The following is a 17,483-nucleotide window of genomic DNA, read 5'->3' on the forward strand; positions in this document are numbered from 1 at the left end:
GGCAATTCGGTCTGCGTCCAGGCGCCGCCGGGAGGTGCCTCATGAAAGTCCTGATCGCCGACAAATTCGAGGAAAACGGGCTGGCCCGGCTCCGGGAGATGGGCTGCGACGTGTTGTACAAACCGGGCACGAGCGGCCCCGCGCTGACGGCTGCCCTGCGCGAGACGGGCGCGCGCGTGCTGGTCGTCCGATCGACGCGGGTGACGGGGGAGATGCTCCGCGCGGCGGAGAATCTCAAGCTCGTCATTCGCGCCGGCTCCGGCACAGACACGATCGACGTGGACGCGGCGACCGAATGCGACATTCGGGTCTGCAATTGCCCCGGTCTGAACAGCGTCGCCGTGGCGGAGCTGACGATCGGCCTGATGATCGCGCTGGACCGCCGCATCGCCGACGAGACGAACGATCTGCGGCGCGGCGTCTGGAACAAAAAGGAGTACAGCCGGGCACGCGGGCTGAAAGGGCGCACGCTGGGGATCATCGGTCTCGGACGCATCGGGTACGAAGTCGCCAGCCGCGCGAAGGCGTTTGAAATGCGGCTGATCTATCACGACGTGGTGCCTCGGCCGGACATTGAACGCGAGCTGGGTGTGCGTCAGGTGCCGCTGGAACAGTTGTTGCGCGAATCGGACTTCATCACGTTGCACGTGACCGGCGGGAAGGAGAATCACCATCTGATCGGTGCGCGGGAGATCGCGCAGATGAAACCGACGGCTTACCTGCTGAATTGCAGCCGCGGGGATGTGCTGGACGAACAGGCGCTGATCGAAGCGCTGGAAAGCGGTCGGATCGCCGGCGCGGCAATGGATGTGTATGAGATTGAACCGGCCGCGACGGACAGCGAGTTCAAGGACCCGGTCCGGACCGCGCCGCGATTCTGCGGAACGCATCACGTCGGCGCGTCCACGGAGCAGGCGCAGCTCGCCATCGCCGAAGAGGTCGCGCACATCGTCGAGCGATTCATGGAGCGAGGCGAAGCGCTGCACTGCGTCAACGCGCGACAGCCGGCGGACAGGTTGTAGCGGGGCGTCATCACATCGCCGCGCGATAGATGGAGAGGAGCGCGTTTGCGCCGACGGGGCGCGGGTTGAAGCGCGCGGTCCATTGCTGCGCCGCCAGGTCCGCCAGGCGCGGCAGGGCGGCGGCCGGGATGTCTAATTGCGACAAGCGGCGCGGCAGGGCGGCGGCGTTGAGCAGGTGTTCGATCCGCTCGGCGAGGAGGACGGCGTCGGCGCACAGATCGGCATAGGGGTTCTCGCCCTCGGCCGCATTGTAACGAATCACGTGCGGCAGCATCAGGCCGACCGCCTGCCCGTGCACGACTCCGAACTCGCTCGTCAACGGATTGGCACACGCGTGCGCCGCGCCCAGCATGGACTTTTCAATCGCCACGCCGGCGAGGTGCGCGCCGAACAACATCCGTTGCCGTGCGGCGTCAGGCTCATCACCGCCGAGGCTCGCGCCATCGATGCCTTCCGGCGCGCGGTCGCTCGCACCGCCTTTCTTGCCCGCCCCGCGCATCACCGTCTCAAACGCCGCATCAAGCAACCGCCACGCCTCGCGCGACATCCGCCGCGATAATTCACTTCGCCGATTGCAGCCGGCCGTCTCCACCGCGTGCGCCACGGCATCAATCCCCGTCGCCGCGGTCACCGCGCGCGGGGCCGTCGCGGTCAATTCCGGATCGAGTATCGCCGCGCGCGGCAACGCCTTCTCATCGCCGCAGGCCATCTTCTGATGCGTGTCGGGATCGGTGATCAGCGCGAACGACTGCGCCTCGCTGCCGGTCCCGGCCGTCGTGGGCACGGCGATGAGCGGCAACATGGGGCGAGTCGCCTTGCCGACGCCCCAGTAGTCGCTCATGCGGCCGCCATTGGTGAGCAGGAAGTTGATGCCCTTGGCCGCGTCCATGCTACTGCCGCCGCCGAGGCCGACGATGAGATCGATACCCAGCTCGCGCGCGACGCGCAAGCCGGCGTCGACGACGCGCGTCGTAGGGTTTTCGTGCACATCGTGAAAGATGGTCACTTCCAACCCCGCATCGCGCAGAATCTCCGCGCCGCGATCAGCATGCCCCGCGCGACGAATGCCGGGATCGGTCACCAGCAGCACACGCGTGCCACCCAGCTCGACGGCAATCTCGCCGAGCTTGCGAAGCGTCCCCGCGCCGAACGTCACCCGCACGGCGGAATATTGCAGCAAATCAGCGAGCATTCGTCGAGTCGCCTCTTGGGTTCATTCTCATTAAGTGCGGATGAATGGAGTGCTCGCAGACTACGCCGCCGGTTCAATCTGAAACGCCCGCTGCCGGTACAAATGCTCGAACAGATTTCCTTCGTGCGGCTGGTCCCAACTGATGCGCACCGTTGGGATCGCGCCGATGTTCAGCCGGTCGATGTCGCCGCAGGCCATCAGTTCGGCGGCGAATCCCTTGTCGGCCGTGATGGCCGAGACGATCAGCGATTTGCCGATCGCGCCGGGCATGTCGCGCGTCGGGCACTCGATCACGGTGGCAAATGGAAACAGAAACTCCCGATTGGCCAGCGGGTGCTCGCGGTCCTCGCAGTGAATGATCGTGGGCAGCAGGTACGCACAGCGGCCGATGGTGGCGAGTCTGGGTGAACCACGATGCACGGTGGTCAACTCGATCGCCCCGGGTTCGCGCAGGCCCGCGTCGATCGCGCCGCTGATCGCCTCGGCCATTTTCGGATTGGCGAACGCGGCGATCTTCGCGTCGGGGTCGTCGGCGGGCAGGGCGCGAATCTTCGCCAGCTCGCGGGCAACGGCGTCGGCAATCTCTCTCCCATATCGTGGCGTCCAGATGGCAGACGCGTTGATGCACGAGCGGCCGCCGTTGGCGACGATAGACGTGACCATGATATCGACGTACTTCTTCCAGTCGTCGGCTGCATCGTCGCCGAGGACGACTTTCGAGTAACCGGGGCCGTGCAGCTCGACGCGCGGGTCATTGGCCCACGCCCGCGTGGTGGACGCATCGCCGAAGAGCATCGCGCGATCAACGACCCGGAGCAGTTCGCCCGCGCCGGCGTGATCAGTGGGGTAGAAGCCGAACGCTTCGCGCGGCACGCCCGCAGCGCAGAACGCCTCGATGATCCGCAGCGGCGACCACGGCTCTTCGCGGCCGGGCTTGAGCACCACAGGCGTTTTCAAGGCGATTGCCGGCATCCACAGCGAGTGCACGCCGGGCGAATTGCTCGGAAGCACCGCGCCGAACGTCCGCGCCTCGCGGATGTAGCTCAACGTGCGGCCGTCGTCGCTGCCGAAGCCGCGATCGAGGATGGAGAGATCGAAACCGCGTGTCAGCCCGGCGACAACCAGTTCGATCTCATCAAACATGCGGAAGATTTTCTGCGCGTTGGCGCGGCACAACGCCTGCGGCATGCCGGTCGTACCCGAGAGTTGACGAACGTAGTCATCAAACGTCTGCGTCGAATCGCCCAGCGGCAGGGCGGCGGTGGTAAACAGTTGGCCCGCCTTGCGGCTCATGGCCATCAGCTGTGCGACGGTGAATCGCTCCAGCACGCGCCAATCCATGCGATGCACGTCGCGGGCGATCATGCCGCTGTTGGCCTGACTGACGCGGGCGAGCGGCTCACCCGTGGCATGGTGGACGATCTCGATGTAATCGACACTTGTGTACGGCTTGCCGTGTCGAAGGATCGGTAGGTGCAGCATGAAATCGCCTCGTGGGTGCAGGAATCGTCACGGCTTGCGCACCGATTCGACGCGGCATTATAATCGTTAACGCTCGCTCCGGCCGAGCCTCACCCGTGGCGGGCGCTCGCGCGTCTCTCCCTGTTGGGATCCGCCATTCGAGAGCTTGCCGCGAGGACTCCGCGGTTTGAGGATTGCGCCCGTCGTCGGTAGCATGTCGGCCTTCGGCGGGGTTGTTCCGCCTGTTCGTACGCGTCCCAAGTGCCTTCTCGTGGGCCGGTTCAGCGAGCTTCCTGCATGGCCATTCAGTTTTTCTGTGCTGCCTGTCATCAGCCGATCGAAGTGGACGATGACGCGGCGAATCAATCGGTGACCTGCCCCTATTGCCGCAAGGTCGTGACCGCCCCGTTCTCGTCGGACCCGAGTGTGCGCATGCCGGGCGGCGGGGCGCTGCGCGAGGCGGGTCCGCTTGGCGACGCGCCGCGACCGGCGGCGGCCGGCGAGACCTTGTCGCCGTTGACTTCCGGAACGGCGATGCCGCAGCTGCCAGTGGGGCGGAATACGATTGGCTGGGTGGCGTTTGTTTTTGCGATACTTAGCGTGGTGAGCGTGATCGCGACCACGATTGTTTATGGCTCGTGGATCGCATCCGAAGGCATCAAGACGGCTTCGGAGTTGCAGAAACGTTTGAGCGAGATTCAATCCAGTGGCCAGGCGCCGCCAGCCGTGATGACGGCCAGCGGCATGGCCTGCCTGGGAATCGTCGCGTACCTCGCGGCGCTGGTGACCGGCATCGTAGGAATTGTCAACAAAAAGAAGCCAAGGTGGCCGGCAATCGCGGCCGTGATGGTTGTTGCGGGATCGATCCTGTTGCTGTGCGGCATGACCTGCCTGGAGGCGATGTCGAATCGCGCGGGTGGAGGCTGACGCCGCGTTGGGTTGTTTGACGTGGAAGCTTGATCGCGCCCGATAACCGATGTCGATGCCCCTGCTGGCGTGTCGAACGCGCGTGATTCGCGCGGGTTCGATCGACGATTTTCACGGACCTGTCTTTCGCGGGCGAGCGCGCGAATCACGACCTGAAAAAACGCGCGAAGTTTCGCGCCGTTTGCGTTGACATCGTTCGCCCATGCTGGTAACTTCGGACTGGGCATTGGACGCGGCGCCGGCTCGCGCGGCGACGCCGATTTCGACGTTTGTTGAGGCTGACATGGATACGCCGGGCACCATTCGCACCCCTCGGCCGCCGCACAGCGCGCCGCGCCGCCGTCATTTCACGCTGGAGCATGCCAACCGCACGCTGCCGCTCGTGCGGCGCATCGTGGCCGACATCGTCCGCCAGCACAAGCTCGTCTCGTCTTTGGAAGACAAATGTCACATTCGTCGGCCCGACGTGCCACGCGAAAAACAGGAAGAACTGACTCGCCAGTACGCCGTCGAGCTGGAGAAACTGGGCGATCTCGCCGATGAACTCACCGCCGTCGGTTGCGAGATCAAGGACTGGCGTATCGGCCTGATCGACTTCCGAAGCCTGCATCAGGGCCGGGAGATTGAGCTGTGCTGGCGACTGGGCGAAGACCGCATCGCCTTCTGGCACGAAGTCAACGCCGGTTTCGCCGGCCGCCAACCCATCGATGAAGGCTCCTTCGAATCGCTGCCCGCCGTGCCGGTCGCGGGCTGATCTTGCGCCACGAACTTTTGCTCTAATCCGGTTCGAACGCCAGAAGCGCAAGCAAGCCGCGAGTCGCTGGCTGGTGGGTGGGCAATGCCCCCTCTGTGACTGCGCCCGGCATCCTCCGGGCGCTCGAGCCTTTGCGCCTCCGCTGGGCTCTTCGATTCTTCGACGATGCGACGTTTCCCCCCTCGGTTGACAGCATGCCATCCAACCGGCTAAATGCTCCCTTCGCTTCGGAGCAATCTGCTCATGGCCGACAGCCCCGATCTGTTTGATTCGCCGGACACCCCTGCTGCCGCCGCAACGCCGCCCGGCTTGACCGCGGAATCGATTGGCGACAGGCCAATCGCCTCGCCCGTCGCCCTCAAATATCTCCGCCTGCACCTGTGCCCTGAAGTCGGCAGCATCCGGTTCGGTAATCTCATTCGAGAACTGGGCGGCATCGATGCAGTGCTCCGCGCCGCAGCGGGCCGCTTGCAATCCGTGACCCAGGTCGGACCCAAGACGGCTGACCGCATCGCGCGGCATCGCGACGAAGTCGACGTCGACATGGAAGTGCGCCTTGCTGGTGAACTCGGTTGCCGCATTCTTTGTCTGGCCGATCCCGAGTATCCGGCGATTCTGAAGATGATCGACGATCCGCCGCCGTGCCTCTATTACCGTGGAACGTTGGATCGCGGTGACGGCCTGGCGCTGGCCATCGTCGGCTCGCGCCGCTGCTCGCGGTACGGCGCGGAGCAGGCCGAGCGCTTTGCAGCCCTGGCCGTTCGCGCAGGAATGACCGTGATCTCCGGCCTGGCCCGTGGCATTGATTCCTTCGCTCATCGCGGCGCGCTCAAGGCAGGCGGGCGCACGCTGGCCGTCACCGGCTGCGGCCTGGCGCACGTGTTTCCACAGGAGCAGGAAGGCCTCGCCGGCGAGATCGCCGCGAACGGGGCGGTGATCAGCGAGCTGCCGATGACCATCCCGCCCGACGCGAAGAACTTCCCGCCGCGCAATCGCATCATCGCGGGTCTTTCGCTGGGCGTCATGGTGATCGAGGCGGCCCAGCGCAGCGGCGCACTGATCACCGCGCGGCTGGCCGGCGAATACAACCGGGAGGTTTTTGCCGTACCCGGCCCGATCGACTCGCCTTATGCCGAGGGCGCCAACGACCTGATCCGCCAGGGCGCGGCCAAGCTCGTGATGCGCATGGAAGACGTGCTGGCCGAACTGGGCGAGGCCGGCGCGCTGCTGATGCAGGCTGGACAGAGCGACTCGTCCGATCCGTCGGGTCGATCGGAATCACCAGCACAAGGGGGCGAGCGCATCAATCCGCCACGCGAACACGCGGTCGCCTTGACGGAGCTGCAATCACGTATCGTCGAGGCCGTCGCGGCTGGCCAGCGTGCGTTGGATGATCTTTGCGAGGTGGTTGGCGAGACGCCGGGGCGAATCGCATCGCAATTGATCACGCTCCAGTTGTTGGGCGTCGTCCGCCGTCTGCCCGGCGAGATGTACGAAGCCACGCGCAAATAATAGCGGCGGCTTGCAAGGTCTTTGCAAGCCGCCGCGGTTATGGACAACTCACGCAGCCTCGGTGAGCCGCATCGGCCCACGCGGTGCTTACGGAACAAGACAACCGTCTGAACGCGTCATCAGGTTGACCGTCCACGACGTGCCCGAACCGACAGGCTTGATGCCCGGGTCGAGGGACGATGAGGTCGACTGGGCCGTGGTGTAGATGTTGTCACGGCCGCGGGAGACCTTCTGGACGGTGGAGTCCGGCTTGCCGACGAGGCCCAGGTCCGGACCCTTGGCGAACTCGACGTGCGAGTCGACAAAGAGCACGTTCTGGCCTTCGCGGTTGGTGTGGTTGCCGCTGTTGCCGCGGAAGGCGCTGTTGCGATCCACGTCAACCAGCACGGTAGCGGCGACCGTTCCGTCAATGTAGGGGTTGCCGTCCGCCATGAACGGGAAGACCGGCTCGGAACTGGTGCCCAGCGCGCGCCGGTTCAGGTCGTGTTGGTACATGTAGGCATAGCTCAAGTTGGTCGGGCCGAGGAAATCGTAGTAAATCGTCGTATCCTGGGCCGGATCGGGCACGTCCGTCGTGCTCGGGCAGATGTACTGCTTCGGCGTGGTGTTGTTGCCGCGCACGATGGTCCACATATCGACCGAGACCGACGGGATACCGCTGGTCGGCGGCTCGGTGGTCCGGTGGACCGGCTGGAAGTTCTGCATGTTGGGCGTCCCTTCCATCGGCTGGGCGATCATCGGGAACACGCCCGGATCGTCCTGGGCGTAAATGAACATCGCCTGGCCCAGACCGCGCAGGTTGGCAGAGCAGACCGTCCGCTTGGACAGCTCCCGTGCGCGAGAAAGGCTCGGCAGGAGGATCGAGATCAACAGGGCGATGATGGCAATCACCACCAGCAGCTCGATCAGGGTAAAGGCCTTTTGTTTCTTCACGATCGCATACCTCCTTACACTTGCGTTCCGGCTTTCTGACGAGTTCCCAGCACCCTCCGTCGGGACACCAATTGGGATCTTATGACTCCGATCAAGCGGCGAACCATCAAGGGCCGCTTCGCGTATTGCGGTGTTCCCGCCTGGAGCGTTGGACTGGCAATCGTCGTCAGGTGTGCAGTGCCTTCGGCTTTGCACGCCGGTCGGGGTGAGGCCACGCAAATCTCGGCAGCGCTGCCGAGGGCTTGGCCTGTATGTCGTTCGTCGTCGAAGGCGACCCGTCTCAACCAGCGCTCTGCCAAAACGCGGGATGAAAAGGCGACCGCCGGCGAGAACGAATCATGTCGCGCGATCTACGAACCACTGGTGTGTCAAAGACTCTGACCGGTGGGATTGGAAGGAAGGCGGAAGGTAAGGTATGACTCGCGAGATTGCGCCCCCGCGCAGGCGAATAATTCGATGATGACGTTCGACTCTTTCGCGTCTTCCGCTTCCAGCCCCGGAGGCCGGCTCGTCTCAATACTACCCTTATTATCGTAACATCACCTCCACCCGCGTCAAGACTTTTTTCCCCTTTATTTCCAGTTTCAGCATCCTCCCAAACCGCCCTCCAGAGCCTTGAAATTTCGACCGCAACCGCCATTCCCGGAAGCACGACCGGGGCAGCACAAAACCCCAATCGCAGTCATAAGTCCAGTGCCAGGCTTTGGATCTGTGCATCGTCGCACTGTCCCAATCCAAGTTGACGTGCTGTGAGAAGTTGTTTTGGAATGTGGGCGTCCGAAAAGAGCGGCTTCAACCCTCGTTCGGACCGCACCGAATTAAGCAACCCAAAAGCCACGGCATCGGCCGCCACAGGATCGGTCGAGAATAGCATCGTCCCGGCGTCATGAATGGTGCTGCGCTGGGCATCCGGCCCTTTGTCGAACACCAGCCGGATGCCGTTGACCACGTTCAGCCGCAGCTTCGAGCGGATCGGCTCCGATGCGACGATCTGCCCGATCGCCGGGTCGCAGCCGTTGGCATGGAACCGCGCGGGGTGGCGAATCAGACCGTGCGAGAGGTTCTTGAGGCAGCCCGACATCGTCGCGAGCGAATGCGTCTTGATGAACGGCACGTTGATGATCGCGGTGGCTTCGTCGAGCGCTGCAAGGAACGAGTCCTTCCCCGCGCTGCCGAACTCCACGACTTTGCCCTGCCAGCGGACGTCGGGCTTGCGCGTCTTGCGCAGCAGCGACAGGTCGCCCGCTTCCAGCACCAAGATCTGATCGAGCGAGAAACCTGCGGTCACCAGCGAACGCAGCATTTCGTCAATCACCGGCGGCGTTGTGCCGAGCTGCTCGCGAGCGGATTGATTGCACTTGATGAGAATCACGTCGCTGGGTTTGAGCAGCTTGTTCCACGCATCGGTCCCGTTGGACGCACCGGTGACGGCGCAGAGTCCCTCCTCGAAGAAGTCGTGCAGGATGCTCTTCTCAATGCCGTGAGCGCCGCTGATGTAGGGCGAGCGCGTCTGCACGACGCGCGAAACCGCCGCCGCGGTGGTCGTCGCGCTTTGCGCCGTCGCCACACCGGGCGCGCCGCCGATCGCCATCGGAAGATTGGTCTTCACGCCGCCGCCTTCGGCCGGCACACGCGCGCCGGTCAGCACTGCGGCTGCCCCGCAAAGACCGGATCGAAGGAAATCACGTCGGGTTGGTTTCATAAGCAGAACGCGCCTGGCCCCATGCAATTGACACACTCACGAGGCCTCCATACGTTATCGACCAACCGCCTCGCCCATGCATCAAAGGCCTTGCCATCGCGGCTGATGCGGCGCGATCGTATCCCCCTCTCCCTTGTAGCGAGAGGGCCGGGGTGAGGGTGGATTGCAATCGCTGGCCACTGCGTCCGCTCATTGATATTCGCAATGTCAACACCATCGAACGAGTCGTCGCTCCGTGCCGTCTTCCGAGCCGTCGGGCAGGAGCACGTCTTCGCTTTCTGGGACGGTCTCGATGCCGGGCAGCGTCAGGAACTGCTGTCGGACTTGTCGCTGATTTCGGTCGAGCAACTGCCGCGGCTCCGGCAGATCGTGCTGGGTCACGGCGCCGTACACGCCGCGCCGGGCGACGTCCAGCCGCCAACGGTCATCCGCCGCGAGGCCGTGACAACCGAGCAAATGCAAATCGGCCGTCGATTGCTGTCCGAGGGCAAGGTCGCCGCGTTCACCGTCGCCGGCGGGCAAGGCACGCGGCTGGGGTACGACGGGCCGAAGGGCGCATTCCCTATCGGTCCGATCAGCCACAAGCCGCTGTTTCAGCTGTTCGCGGAAGCAATCATCGCAACGGATCGCAAGTACGGCGGTGTGACCCACTGGTACATCATGACCAGTCCGCAGAACGACGCGGCGACCAAGGCATTTTTCGACGAGTTTCGATATTTTGGGATGCCGGCCGACCGCGTGCATTTCTTCACGCAGGGCGTGATGCCGGCGTTTGATCGAGACGGACGAATCCTGCTCGATCAGCCGCATCGCGTGGCGCTGTCGCCCGATGGGCACGGCGGCTCGCTGCTGGCGATGGCGACGAGCGGCACGCTGGCCGACCTGGCGGCACGCGGCATCGAGCACATCAGCTACTTTCAGGTGGACAATCCGCTGGTGAAGCCGCTCGATCCGGCGTTTCTCGGTTTGCACGCCGCGAGCGGTTCGGAGATGTCGAGCAAAACGCTGCCCAAGGCGGACGATCTGGAGCGCGTGGGGAACTTCGTGATGATCGGCGGGCGGCTGGCGGTCATCGAGTATTCCGATTTGCCCGAGGCACTGGCGAGGCGGCGAAACGCCGACGGCTCGCGCACGTTCGACGCGGCCAACATCGCCGTGCATGTGCTAAGCCGCGCGTTTATCGAACGGCTGACGCGCGATCGAGCGGCATTCGGTCTGCCCTGGCACCGGGCGGAGAAAAAAGTCCCGTGTATCGATTTGAACTCGGGTCAGCGCGTCGAGCCGTCCGCGCCCAACGCCGTGAAGCTGGAGGCTTTTATTTTCGACGCGCTGCCGCTGGCCGAGCGGGCCGTGTTGATGGAGACGTCGCGCGCCGAGGAATTCAGCCCGGTGAAGAACGCGACGGGCGTCGATTCGGTCGAGACGGCGAAGCGCGACATCAGTCGCCGAGCGGCCGCATGGCTGGCGCGGGCGGGCGTCGCGATCCCGCGCATGGGCGATGAGCCGGACGGCGTGTTCGAAATCAGCCCGTTGTACGCACTGGACGCGGAGGATGTCGCCGCCAGATCGCCGAAACTGACCGTCTCCCCCGCCGCGCGGGTGTATTTGGAATGACCTTGTAGACTGATCGCGGCCAGCGACTTCCCGGGGGTTGCTCGCCGTGCTCCCGGCAACGCCTGCGCCCTTGGCCTGGCGATTCCGATTGAGACCGACTTCGCTCGGTCTAGCTCGCCCCGATCAATCCCCCCAACCGCTCCATCCCCTTCGTAATCGTCGCCATATCCGTCGCAAAGCTAAGCCGCACATGCGTATCCATGCCGAACGCGCTGCCGGGCACCAATGCCACGTGCACGCGGTCCAGCACCAGCGCGCAGAACTCGATGGATGTCTTCACGCCCAGCCGCGCGTACGTCCCGCTCACGTTCGGAAAACAGTAAAACGCCCCCGTCGGCCGCACACAGGTCACGTCTTTCAGGCCGCAGAGTCGCTCGTGCATGAATCGCCCGCGCTGCTCGAACTCGCGGCGCATATTCTCGACGTGCGACTGATCGCCCGTCAGCGCTTCGACCAGCGCGTGCTGGATAAACGTGGCCGTGCCGCTGGTGGTGTGCGTTTGAAGCTTGGCCATCGCGCGGATGATCTCGCGCGGGCCAGCGGCGAATCCGACGCGCCAACCGGTCATGGCGTGCGTCTTGCTGGCGGCGTTGAAGGTGATCGTTTTCTCTTGCCACTCGGGGCTGATGGCGGCGAAACTCAAATTCTCGCGCAAGTTTGTTCCGCCGGATTTCGCGCTCGCGCCGCCGCCTGGCGCGTCATGGTAGCGTAACTGATCGTACATCTCGTCGGAGAAGACGACGATATCGCGGCCGGCGAGCGTTTCGGCGATGGCCCGGGTCTCGGCGGCGGTGTACGAAAACCCGCCGGGATTGGACGGGCTGTTAAAGACAAGTATCTTCGTTCGCGGCGTGAGGGCGGCGGCGACCTGTTGCGGCGTGATCTTCAGGCCCGTCGCATCGCTGCCGACGATCGGTACCACCACGCCCCCGCACAGCTTGATCTGTTCGGAGAAGCTGACCCAGTACGGCACCGGCAGCAGCACCTCATCGCCGGGGTTGAGCAGGGCCATGAACGCAAGGTAAAGCGCCTCCTTGCCGCCGACCGTCACAATGACCTGGTCGGGCTGGTAGGTAAGGCCGTTGTCGCGGAGTAATTTCTTACAAACGGCCGCTCGGGCTTCGGTGATGCCGCTGGTCGGCTTGGCGTAGGAGGTGTGACCCGCTGCGAGGGCGCGGTTCGCGGCGGCCTTGATGTGCTCCGGCGTGTCGAAATCCGGCTCGCCCGCGCCGAAGCCGACCACGTCGATGCCCGCCCGCTTCATCTCGGCGGCCTTGGCGGCCGTAGCGAGGGTGGCGGCTTCTTCAATGAGGCTGACGCGGTCGGCGAGTTTCATATAATCCGCTCCGGCGTCGGGTGATCCGACGGCGGCGGCATTTTATCGAAGTTGATGCGGGTGTGGAAATGGCAACGATGGACGTCTCGCGCGTGCTGGATGTGGGCAATTGTGATCCGGATCACGGGATGATCCGCGGAATGCTGGAGCGGAATTTCCGCGTTGCGATTGACCGCGTAATGTTCGTCGACGAGGCGATTGAGAAGATGCGCTCGAATCAATACGACCTGGTGCTGTTTAATCGCCTGATCTTCGAGGATGGCAGCGAAGGAATCGACCTGCTGCACCGAGCAAAAAGCGATCCGGCCGTGAAGCGGGCACCGATGATGATGATCAGTAATTTCGAGAAGGCGCAAGCGAAGAGTGTCGCCGCAGGCGGTGTGATGGGCTTTGGCAAAGCGGTGGTCGACTCGCCGGGTACGGTGGCGCTGCTATCGCAATACCTGCTGCGGAAGGCTTAAGACGGCGCGGAAACCGACGAGAGAGTGCCGTGTTAACATTATCAGTCGCATGGCGTAACAATGCACAGATTCCTGTAATGCGAGTTATAAGTCCTGTTACAACTAATAAGGTGAGTTTTTTTCGGATTTTCATGTTCGCCATATTATTCATAAATTATTTAAATGTAATCACTTAGAATCGTTCAATATATCACAGCTCGCTAGCAATAACTTTTAACGGTATAGGTGATTTGCGTAACAAAAAAACCGTGATATATTCCTCTTGTCGGTTTGTTGTAACAGACTCCCCCCGCATGGCTCCGGGTGAACCGGGGTCGAGTTAGCCGGGGCGGGTGGGTTTGAGAGCGACCATCCGCTTCGAGAACACAACCGGAATTTGCAGATCGCCCAGGACCGAGGTTTCGCGCGCGCTCCCAGCGTCCCCGCGCGAGGACCGCAGATTGGAACAATCAGCCCGGGCGAAGAGAACGGCCCTCGGAGGCCGTGGGAGTCCCAGCCATGACGCACGAACATGAAGGCGAGAACGTTTCACCGGTAGCGCGAACCGTGGTGCCGAGCGTGAAGCCGCCACTGGAATCGATTCTGGCGCGGATCAGCACCGAGGATCGTGCGACGCTGGATCGGCTGTTGACCGAGACGGTCGAGTATCTAGACCATCCGAGTTTTGCGCGAGCGCGAACGGCGAAGGAGCTGTTCGGCGTGGCGGCGGAGCAGGCGGTTCGGCCGTGGGTGAACAGCGCTGATGCTCGGCCGTTGGCCAAGGGCTGCGGCACGAACGCGACGTTGACCAACAACCAGGAACAGAAGCTGTTCCTGCGAATGAACTATGCCCGTTATCGCATGGCCAAACTGTTCCAGGCGTATGCCGGGAAGCGATTGACGGGCAAGGCTGCAAGCGAGTTGCTCTTCTGGCATCGGCAGGTCATCGCGACGCGGTGCGAGATCGTGCAGGCGAACGTGCCGCTCGTGCTGGCGATGGCCAAGCGGACGCGGATGGGCAACGTCGATTACGCGGAATTGATCAGCGAAGGAAACATGGCGCTGCTTCGCAGCGTCGACAAGTTTGACTGCGGGCGCGGGTTCAAGTTCAGCACCTACGCCTGCCGTGCAATTCTCAAGAGCTTCAGCCGGGTCGCGCTGAAGTCCAACCGCCATCGCGGTCGGTTTCCGACGGAATTCGACCCGTCGCTGGAGAAGAGTCGGCACGCCGAACAGATGCGCGAGCAGTTGGAAGTGGATTGCGTCGATGAGCTGCGCGGCATTCTAAGTCGGAACCTGGCGGATCTGAACGAGACCGAGGTGAAGGTGATCCAGGCGCGGTTCGCGCTGGGGCAGGCGGCGCAGGCGGGTGGCGACGTCGAACCGGCGCCGAAGACGCTCGAGCAGGTCGGGCTGATGATCGGTGTGACCAAGGAGCGCGTGCGGCAGATTCAGAACCGGGCGCTGGCCAAGCTCCGCAGCAAATTGCAGGATGACTTCCTGGCGGCGTAACGAATGATCGGCAAATGCCGAAATGAAGAAAGCCCACGGAACGCTCCGCGGGCTTTTTCATGCGCCTTGCTTGTCCGTTTTCCCGCGAGCGTCACGCCGGCGGGAGGCCGGGAATCTGGTCGCGGCCTTCAGGAATCTGAATGCTCGATCCCTTGAAGTCGTCGCCGATCGGTTCAAACCGCCCGCCGAGGTGTTTCGCGAGAAACGCTTCGGTGACGGCATTGAACGACGTGCGATTCTGCGGCCGCGCGAACCCGTGGCCCTCGTCGGGGTAGAGCACGTACACGACCGGAATCTTCTGCTCCTTCATGGCCTTGACGATCTGGTCCGACTCGGCCTGCTTCACGCGGGGGTCGTTGGCGCCCTGGCCGATGAGTAGCGGCTTGCGGATGCGGTTCGCGTACGTGAGCGGCGATCGCTCGCGAAGAAGGAGCTTGCCCTCCTCGGTGCGCGGGTCGCCGACGCGCGTCGTGAACATGTCCATCATCGGCTTCCAGTATTCAGGGATGCTCTGGAGCAGCGTCAGCAGATTCGATGGGCCGACAATGTCCACGCCGCACGCGAAGCGGTCGGGGGTGTAGGTCAGCCCGACCAGCGTCGCGTAACCGCCGTAGCTGCCGCCCATGATGGCGATCTTGTTGCGATCGGCGATGTTCTTGCGCACAGCCCAATCGACGGCATCGAGCAAGTCGTTGTGCATGGCGGCCGCCCATTCCTTGTTGCCGGCGTTGACGAACTGCTTGCCCAGGCCGGTGGACGATCGGAAGTTGACGCTTAGCACCGCGTAGCCGCGATTGCTTAGCCACTGGTGCGTTCCGTTGTAGCCCCAGGTGTCACGCGCCCACGGACCGCCGTGGACGAGCAAAACCATGGGCACCGGGCCGTGATCAGGTCGGCCGTTGCGGTCCTGATCGGTCCAGACGGGAAGTGTCAGATAACTGACAAGGTTGAGTCCGTCGCGTGCCTTGATGACGACCGGATGCATGGGGGCGAGGGGGAGGTTCTCGAGCTTCGAGCGATTGGTGAAGAGGAACTTCGCGTTGCGGTTGGCGCGGTCGTAGTGGTAGTAGCGGACGGGACCGTCATCGACGACGTAGGTGACAATCCAGTGCTGGTCGTCGAGGGTGCGCGAGCTGATATCAAAGTCGCCGGGGTGCAGCCTGGCGAGCAGATCCATGTCGGGCTTGATGCTCGGATCGAGGATCTGCCGCTCCTCGCGGTCATAATTGGTCGTGACCGCCTGGATGGTGTTCTCGGTCGGGTGAACCATTGCGTCGCTGACGTCGGCCTTGCTGCTGGAGGCGATGACCTTCTGCGTGCCGGACTTGAGGTCGTGGGCGACGACGGCGGACGTGTTCCGGCCGCGGCTGTCGATCAGGTAGAGCGTCTGGCCGGACTTGTCGAATCCCATGGGACTGGTCGTGAGGGCGTCGTCAGCGGGAACACTGGTGAACAGGCTCCAGTCGTTACCAGTAAGTTGATAAAAGTCCATGCCTCCGGCGGGGGTCATCTTGCTGCCGAATCGGATGTGGTAGTCGTCGTCGACGACGAACGAGACGAAGCCCTCGTTCTTGAGCACGAGCGTGCGCTCGCCCGAGGCGAGGTGAACGCGATAGACGTCGTGCAGACTTTTGTCTCGGTCGTTGATCTGCACGAGGATGTCGGCGGGGATGCGATGGCTGACGGCGAGGATGCGTCCCTGAATGCCGTCAATGGGCGTGAGGTCGCGCGTGGCCATCGTCGTGACATCGGTCGCGTGGATGTGCCAGTTCTCGTCGCCGTCCTTGTCCTGCGGATAGAGAATCGTCTTATTGTCGTAGGCCCACTGGAAACTGCGGACGCCGCGCGTCGTGTCGTTCGTGACGGGCTTGGCCGCGGCGAGATCGCCGATCGGCGCGACCCAGACGTTCAGCACGCCGTCCTTGTCGGCCAGCCAGGCGAGGTGCGCGCCGTCGGGGCTGATCTGCGGCGCGGCGCGCTCGGGATTACCGAAGAGAATGGATCGCGCGATGAGCGGCGTGCTGGCTTGATCCTTCGGAATGGGAACGGAAGACCGGTTCGTCGACTGGCAGCCTGCCAACAGGGCGAGTGCGACAACGGCAATGGAAGCATGACTCCGGGTGTTCATCTTGGCTCCTTGGGTGTGTTGAATTGAACCACTGCGCTGGAGCAACCCGCAACGGCACGTTGCGAAACTCCGAGTGATTCACTGTTTGTTAACGAAACCACAGTCCACGTCTTTCGCGCGAGATCAGGGGCCGCCGTCGCCGACTGCCAGTTCCCGCACGAAATCGACCGCGGCGGCGAGTGCGCCCGATTCGCCACCGCGGGCCATGGCCTCGTGAATGCGGCGGACCAATGCGCTGCCGACGATCGCGCCATCGGCAAACGAGCAGACTCCGTGGACCTGGTCGGCGGTCCCGATTCCGAAGCCGATGAGCACCGGGCGGCCTGATTGCTCGCGGATGCGCGTGACGTTCGCGGCGAGGTCGGTGGGCAGGGCGGCGCGCTCGCCGGTGGTGCCCTGGACGGATACGTAGTAGAGGAACCCGCCGGCGGCGCGCGCGATGCGTTGGGCGCGCTCGGGCGGCGTTGTGGGTGCGACGAGCATCGACAATCGCATATTTTGAGCGGCGCAACGGTCGGCGAGGTCGGCCGCCTCCTCCAGCGGCAGATCGGGCACGATCAGACCATCGAAACCGGCGTGAGAGGCTTCTTCGACAAATCGATCCGCGCCGCGACGGTAGACGATCGAAGCGGAGACCATTGCGAGGAGGGGATGTGGAAAGGCGCTTCGCACGCGCGTCACCATGGCAAGGATCTCCACGAGTCGGACACCGGCTGCTAAGGCGTGCGCGAAGGCGTGTTGAATGACGGGGCCGTCGGCGATCGGATCGGAAAACGGAATGCCCAGTTCGACGCCGCGGATCGGCAGCGCGGCAAGGCGCGTGAGCAGCTGCTCCGTGAAGGCGAGCGAGGGGAACCCGGCGGGAATGAACGGCCACAGACCCGGCGGCTGCTCGACGAGTCGGCGGTCGATTCGGTTGGTCGGTGGTGGCGAGGTCATGGGTTCAGTCG

General features: G+C 63.7%; 14 protein-coding genes. 7 read left to right on the forward strand and 7 right to left on the reverse strand.

What is annotated here, in order from left to right; translation table 11 throughout:
* Positions 1-50: 50 nt before the first annotated feature.
* On the forward strand, positions 51-1,022 hold the full coding sequence (locus HRU71_07255) for a hydroxyacid dehydrogenase (protein QOJ04946.1): 972 nt from the start codon (positions 51-53) through the stop codon (positions 1,020-1,022).
* Between the two features lie 10 nt (positions 1,023-1,032).
* On the opposite strand, the gene HRU71_07260 is transcribed toward HRU71_07255, so the two are convergent.
* Together HRU71_07260 and HRU71_07265 are read right to left on the reverse strand one after the other, a co-directional pair.
* Positions 1,033-2,214 (reverse strand): iron-containing alcohol dehydrogenase, encoded by a 1,182-nt coding sequence (locus HRU71_07260; GenBank protein ID QOJ03297.1) that lies wholly within the window; start codon positions 2,212-2,214, stop codon positions 1,033-1,035.
* A gap of 60 nt (positions 2,215-2,274) precedes the next feature.
* On the reverse strand, positions 2,275-3,696 hold the full coding sequence (locus HRU71_07265; protein ID QOJ03298.1) for an aldehyde dehydrogenase family protein: 1,422 nt from the start codon (positions 3,694-3,696) through the stop codon (positions 2,275-2,277).
* 276 nt (positions 3,697-3,972) lie between these two features.
* On the opposite strand from HRU71_07265, the gene HRU71_07270 reads away from it, so the two are divergent.
* From HRU71_07270 to dprA, 3 genes are all read left to right on the forward strand, one after another.
* Positions 3,973-4,602, forward strand: coding sequence for a hypothetical protein (locus tag HRU71_07270; protein QOJ03299.1), 630 nt, complete (start codon positions 3,973-3,975; stop codon positions 4,600-4,602).
* Positions 4,603-4,804: 202 nt separating this feature from the next.
* The gene (locus HRU71_07275) at positions 4,805-5,356 is read left to right on the forward strand and encodes a DUF2203 domain-containing protein (GenBank protein ID QOJ03300.1); all 552 of its coding nucleotides are present in this window, start codon (positions 4,805-4,807) and stop codon (positions 5,354-5,356) included.
* A gap of 243 nt (positions 5,357-5,599) precedes the next feature.
* Complete coding sequence (dprA, locus tag HRU71_07280) at positions 5,600-6,868, forward strand: DNA-protecting protein DprA (GenBank protein ID QOJ03301.1); 1,269 nt, start codon at positions 5,600-5,602, stop codon at positions 6,866-6,868.
* A gap of 87 nt (positions 6,869-6,955) precedes the next feature.
* Here dprA and HRU71_07285 read toward each other — a convergent pair whose 3' ends face one another.
* Both HRU71_07285 and HRU71_07290 read right to left on the reverse strand, forming a co-directional pair.
* Complete coding sequence (locus HRU71_07285) at positions 6,956-7,801, reverse strand: prepilin-type N-terminal cleavage/methylation domain-containing protein (protein QOJ03302.1); 846 nt, start codon at positions 7,799-7,801, stop codon at positions 6,956-6,958.
* Between the two features lie 682 nt (positions 7,802-8,483).
* Positions 8,484-9,503 carry a DUF362 domain-containing protein gene (locus HRU71_07290; protein QOJ03303.1) on the reverse strand — a complete coding sequence of 340 codons (1,020 nt, stop codon included), beginning with the start codon at positions 9,501-9,503 and terminating at the stop codon, positions 8,484-8,486.
* A 204-nt stretch (positions 9,504-9,707) separates the two neighbouring features.
* Between HRU71_07290 and HRU71_07295 the strand changes: the two genes are divergently transcribed.
* Positions 9,708-11,117: a UDPGP type 1 family protein gene (locus tag HRU71_07295; protein QOJ03304.1), complete on the forward strand. Its 1,410-nt coding sequence runs from the start codon at positions 9,708-9,710 to the stop codon at positions 11,115-11,117.
* Between the two features lie 109 nt (positions 11,118-11,226).
* Here the strand turns inward: HRU71_07295 and HRU71_07300 are convergent, their stop codons facing one another.
* The gene (locus HRU71_07300) at positions 11,227-12,453 is read right to left on the reverse strand and encodes a pyridoxal phosphate-dependent aminotransferase (GenBank protein ID QOJ03305.1); all 1,227 of its coding nucleotides are present in this window, start codon (positions 12,451-12,453) and stop codon (positions 11,227-11,229) included.
* A 77-nt stretch (positions 12,454-12,530) separates the two neighbouring features.
* Between HRU71_07300 and HRU71_07305 the strand changes: the two genes are divergently transcribed.
* Both HRU71_07305 and HRU71_07310 read left to right on the forward strand, forming a co-directional pair.
* Complete coding sequence (locus tag HRU71_07305; protein QOJ03306.1) at positions 12,531-12,914, forward strand: response regulator; 384 nt, start codon at positions 12,531-12,533, stop codon at positions 12,912-12,914.
* 498 nt (positions 12,915-13,412) lie between these two features.
* Positions 13,413-14,405: a sigma-70 family RNA polymerase sigma factor gene (locus tag HRU71_07310; GenBank protein ID QOJ03307.1), complete on the forward strand. Its 993-nt coding sequence runs from the start codon at positions 13,413-13,415 to the stop codon at positions 14,403-14,405.
* 91 nt (positions 14,406-14,496) lie between these two features.
* On the opposite strand, the gene HRU71_07315 is transcribed toward HRU71_07310, so the two are convergent.
* Together HRU71_07315 and HRU71_07320 are read right to left on the reverse strand one after the other, a co-directional pair.
* Entirely contained in the window at positions 14,497-16,533 is a 2,037-nt protein-coding gene (locus tag HRU71_07315) for a S9 family peptidase (GenBank protein ID QOJ03308.1), read from the reverse strand.
* Positions 16,534-16,656: 123 nt separating this feature from the next.
* Positions 16,657-17,472 carry a tryptophan synthase subunit alpha gene (locus tag HRU71_07320; GenBank protein ID QOJ03309.1) on the reverse strand — a complete coding sequence of 272 codons (816 nt, stop codon included), beginning with the start codon at positions 17,470-17,472 and terminating at the stop codon, positions 16,657-16,659.
* Positions 17,473-17,483: the final 11 nt, after the last annotated feature.

This window comes from Planctomycetia bacterium, assembly GCA_015200345.1.
Taxonomy (GTDB): Bacteria; Planctomycetota; Phycisphaerae; order UBA1845; family UTPLA1; genus PLA3.

Coding starts and splice junctions, on each gene's coding strand:
- HRU71_07320 (QOJ03309.1), bottom strand. CDS start 17,472: ATGACCTCGCCACCACCGACCAACCGAATCGACCGCCGACTCGTCGAG.
- HRU71_07300 (QOJ03305.1), bottom strand. CDS start 12,453: ATGAAACTCGCCGACCGCGTCAGCCTCATTGAAGAAGCCGCCACCCTC.
- dprA (QOJ03301.1), top strand. CDS start 5,600: ATGGCCGACAGCCCCGATCTGTTTGATTCGCCGGACACCCCTGCTGCC.
- HRU71_07315 (QOJ03308.1), bottom strand. CDS start 16,533: ATGAACACCCGGAGTCATGCTTCCATTGCCGTTGTCGCACTCGCCCTG.
- HRU71_07265 (QOJ03298.1), bottom strand. CDS start 3,696: ATGCTGCACCTACCGATCCTTCGACACGGCAAGCCGTACACAAGTGTC.
- HRU71_07310 (QOJ03307.1), top strand. CDS start 13,413: ATGACGCACGAACATGAAGGCGAGAACGTTTCACCGGTAGCGCGAACC.
- HRU71_07260 (QOJ03297.1), bottom strand. CDS start 2,214: ATGCTCGCTGATTTGCTGCAATATTCCGCCGTGCGGGTGACGTTCGGC.
- HRU71_07270 (QOJ03299.1), top strand. CDS start 3,973: ATGGCCATTCAGTTTTTCTGTGCTGCCTGTCATCAGCCGATCGAAGTG.
- HRU71_07305 (QOJ03306.1), top strand. CDS start 12,531: ATGGACGTCTCGCGCGTGCTGGATGTGGGCAATTGTGATCCGGATCAC.
- HRU71_07290 (QOJ03303.1), bottom strand. CDS start 9,503: ATGAAACCAACCCGACGTGATTTCCTTCGATCCGGTCTTTGCGGGGCA.
- HRU71_07295 (QOJ03304.1), top strand. CDS start 9,708: ATGTCAACACCATCGAACGAGTCGTCGCTCCGTGCCGTCTTCCGAGCC.
- HRU71_07275 (QOJ03300.1), top strand. CDS start 4,805: ATGCTGGTAACTTCGGACTGGGCATTGGACGCGGCGCCGGCTCGCGCG.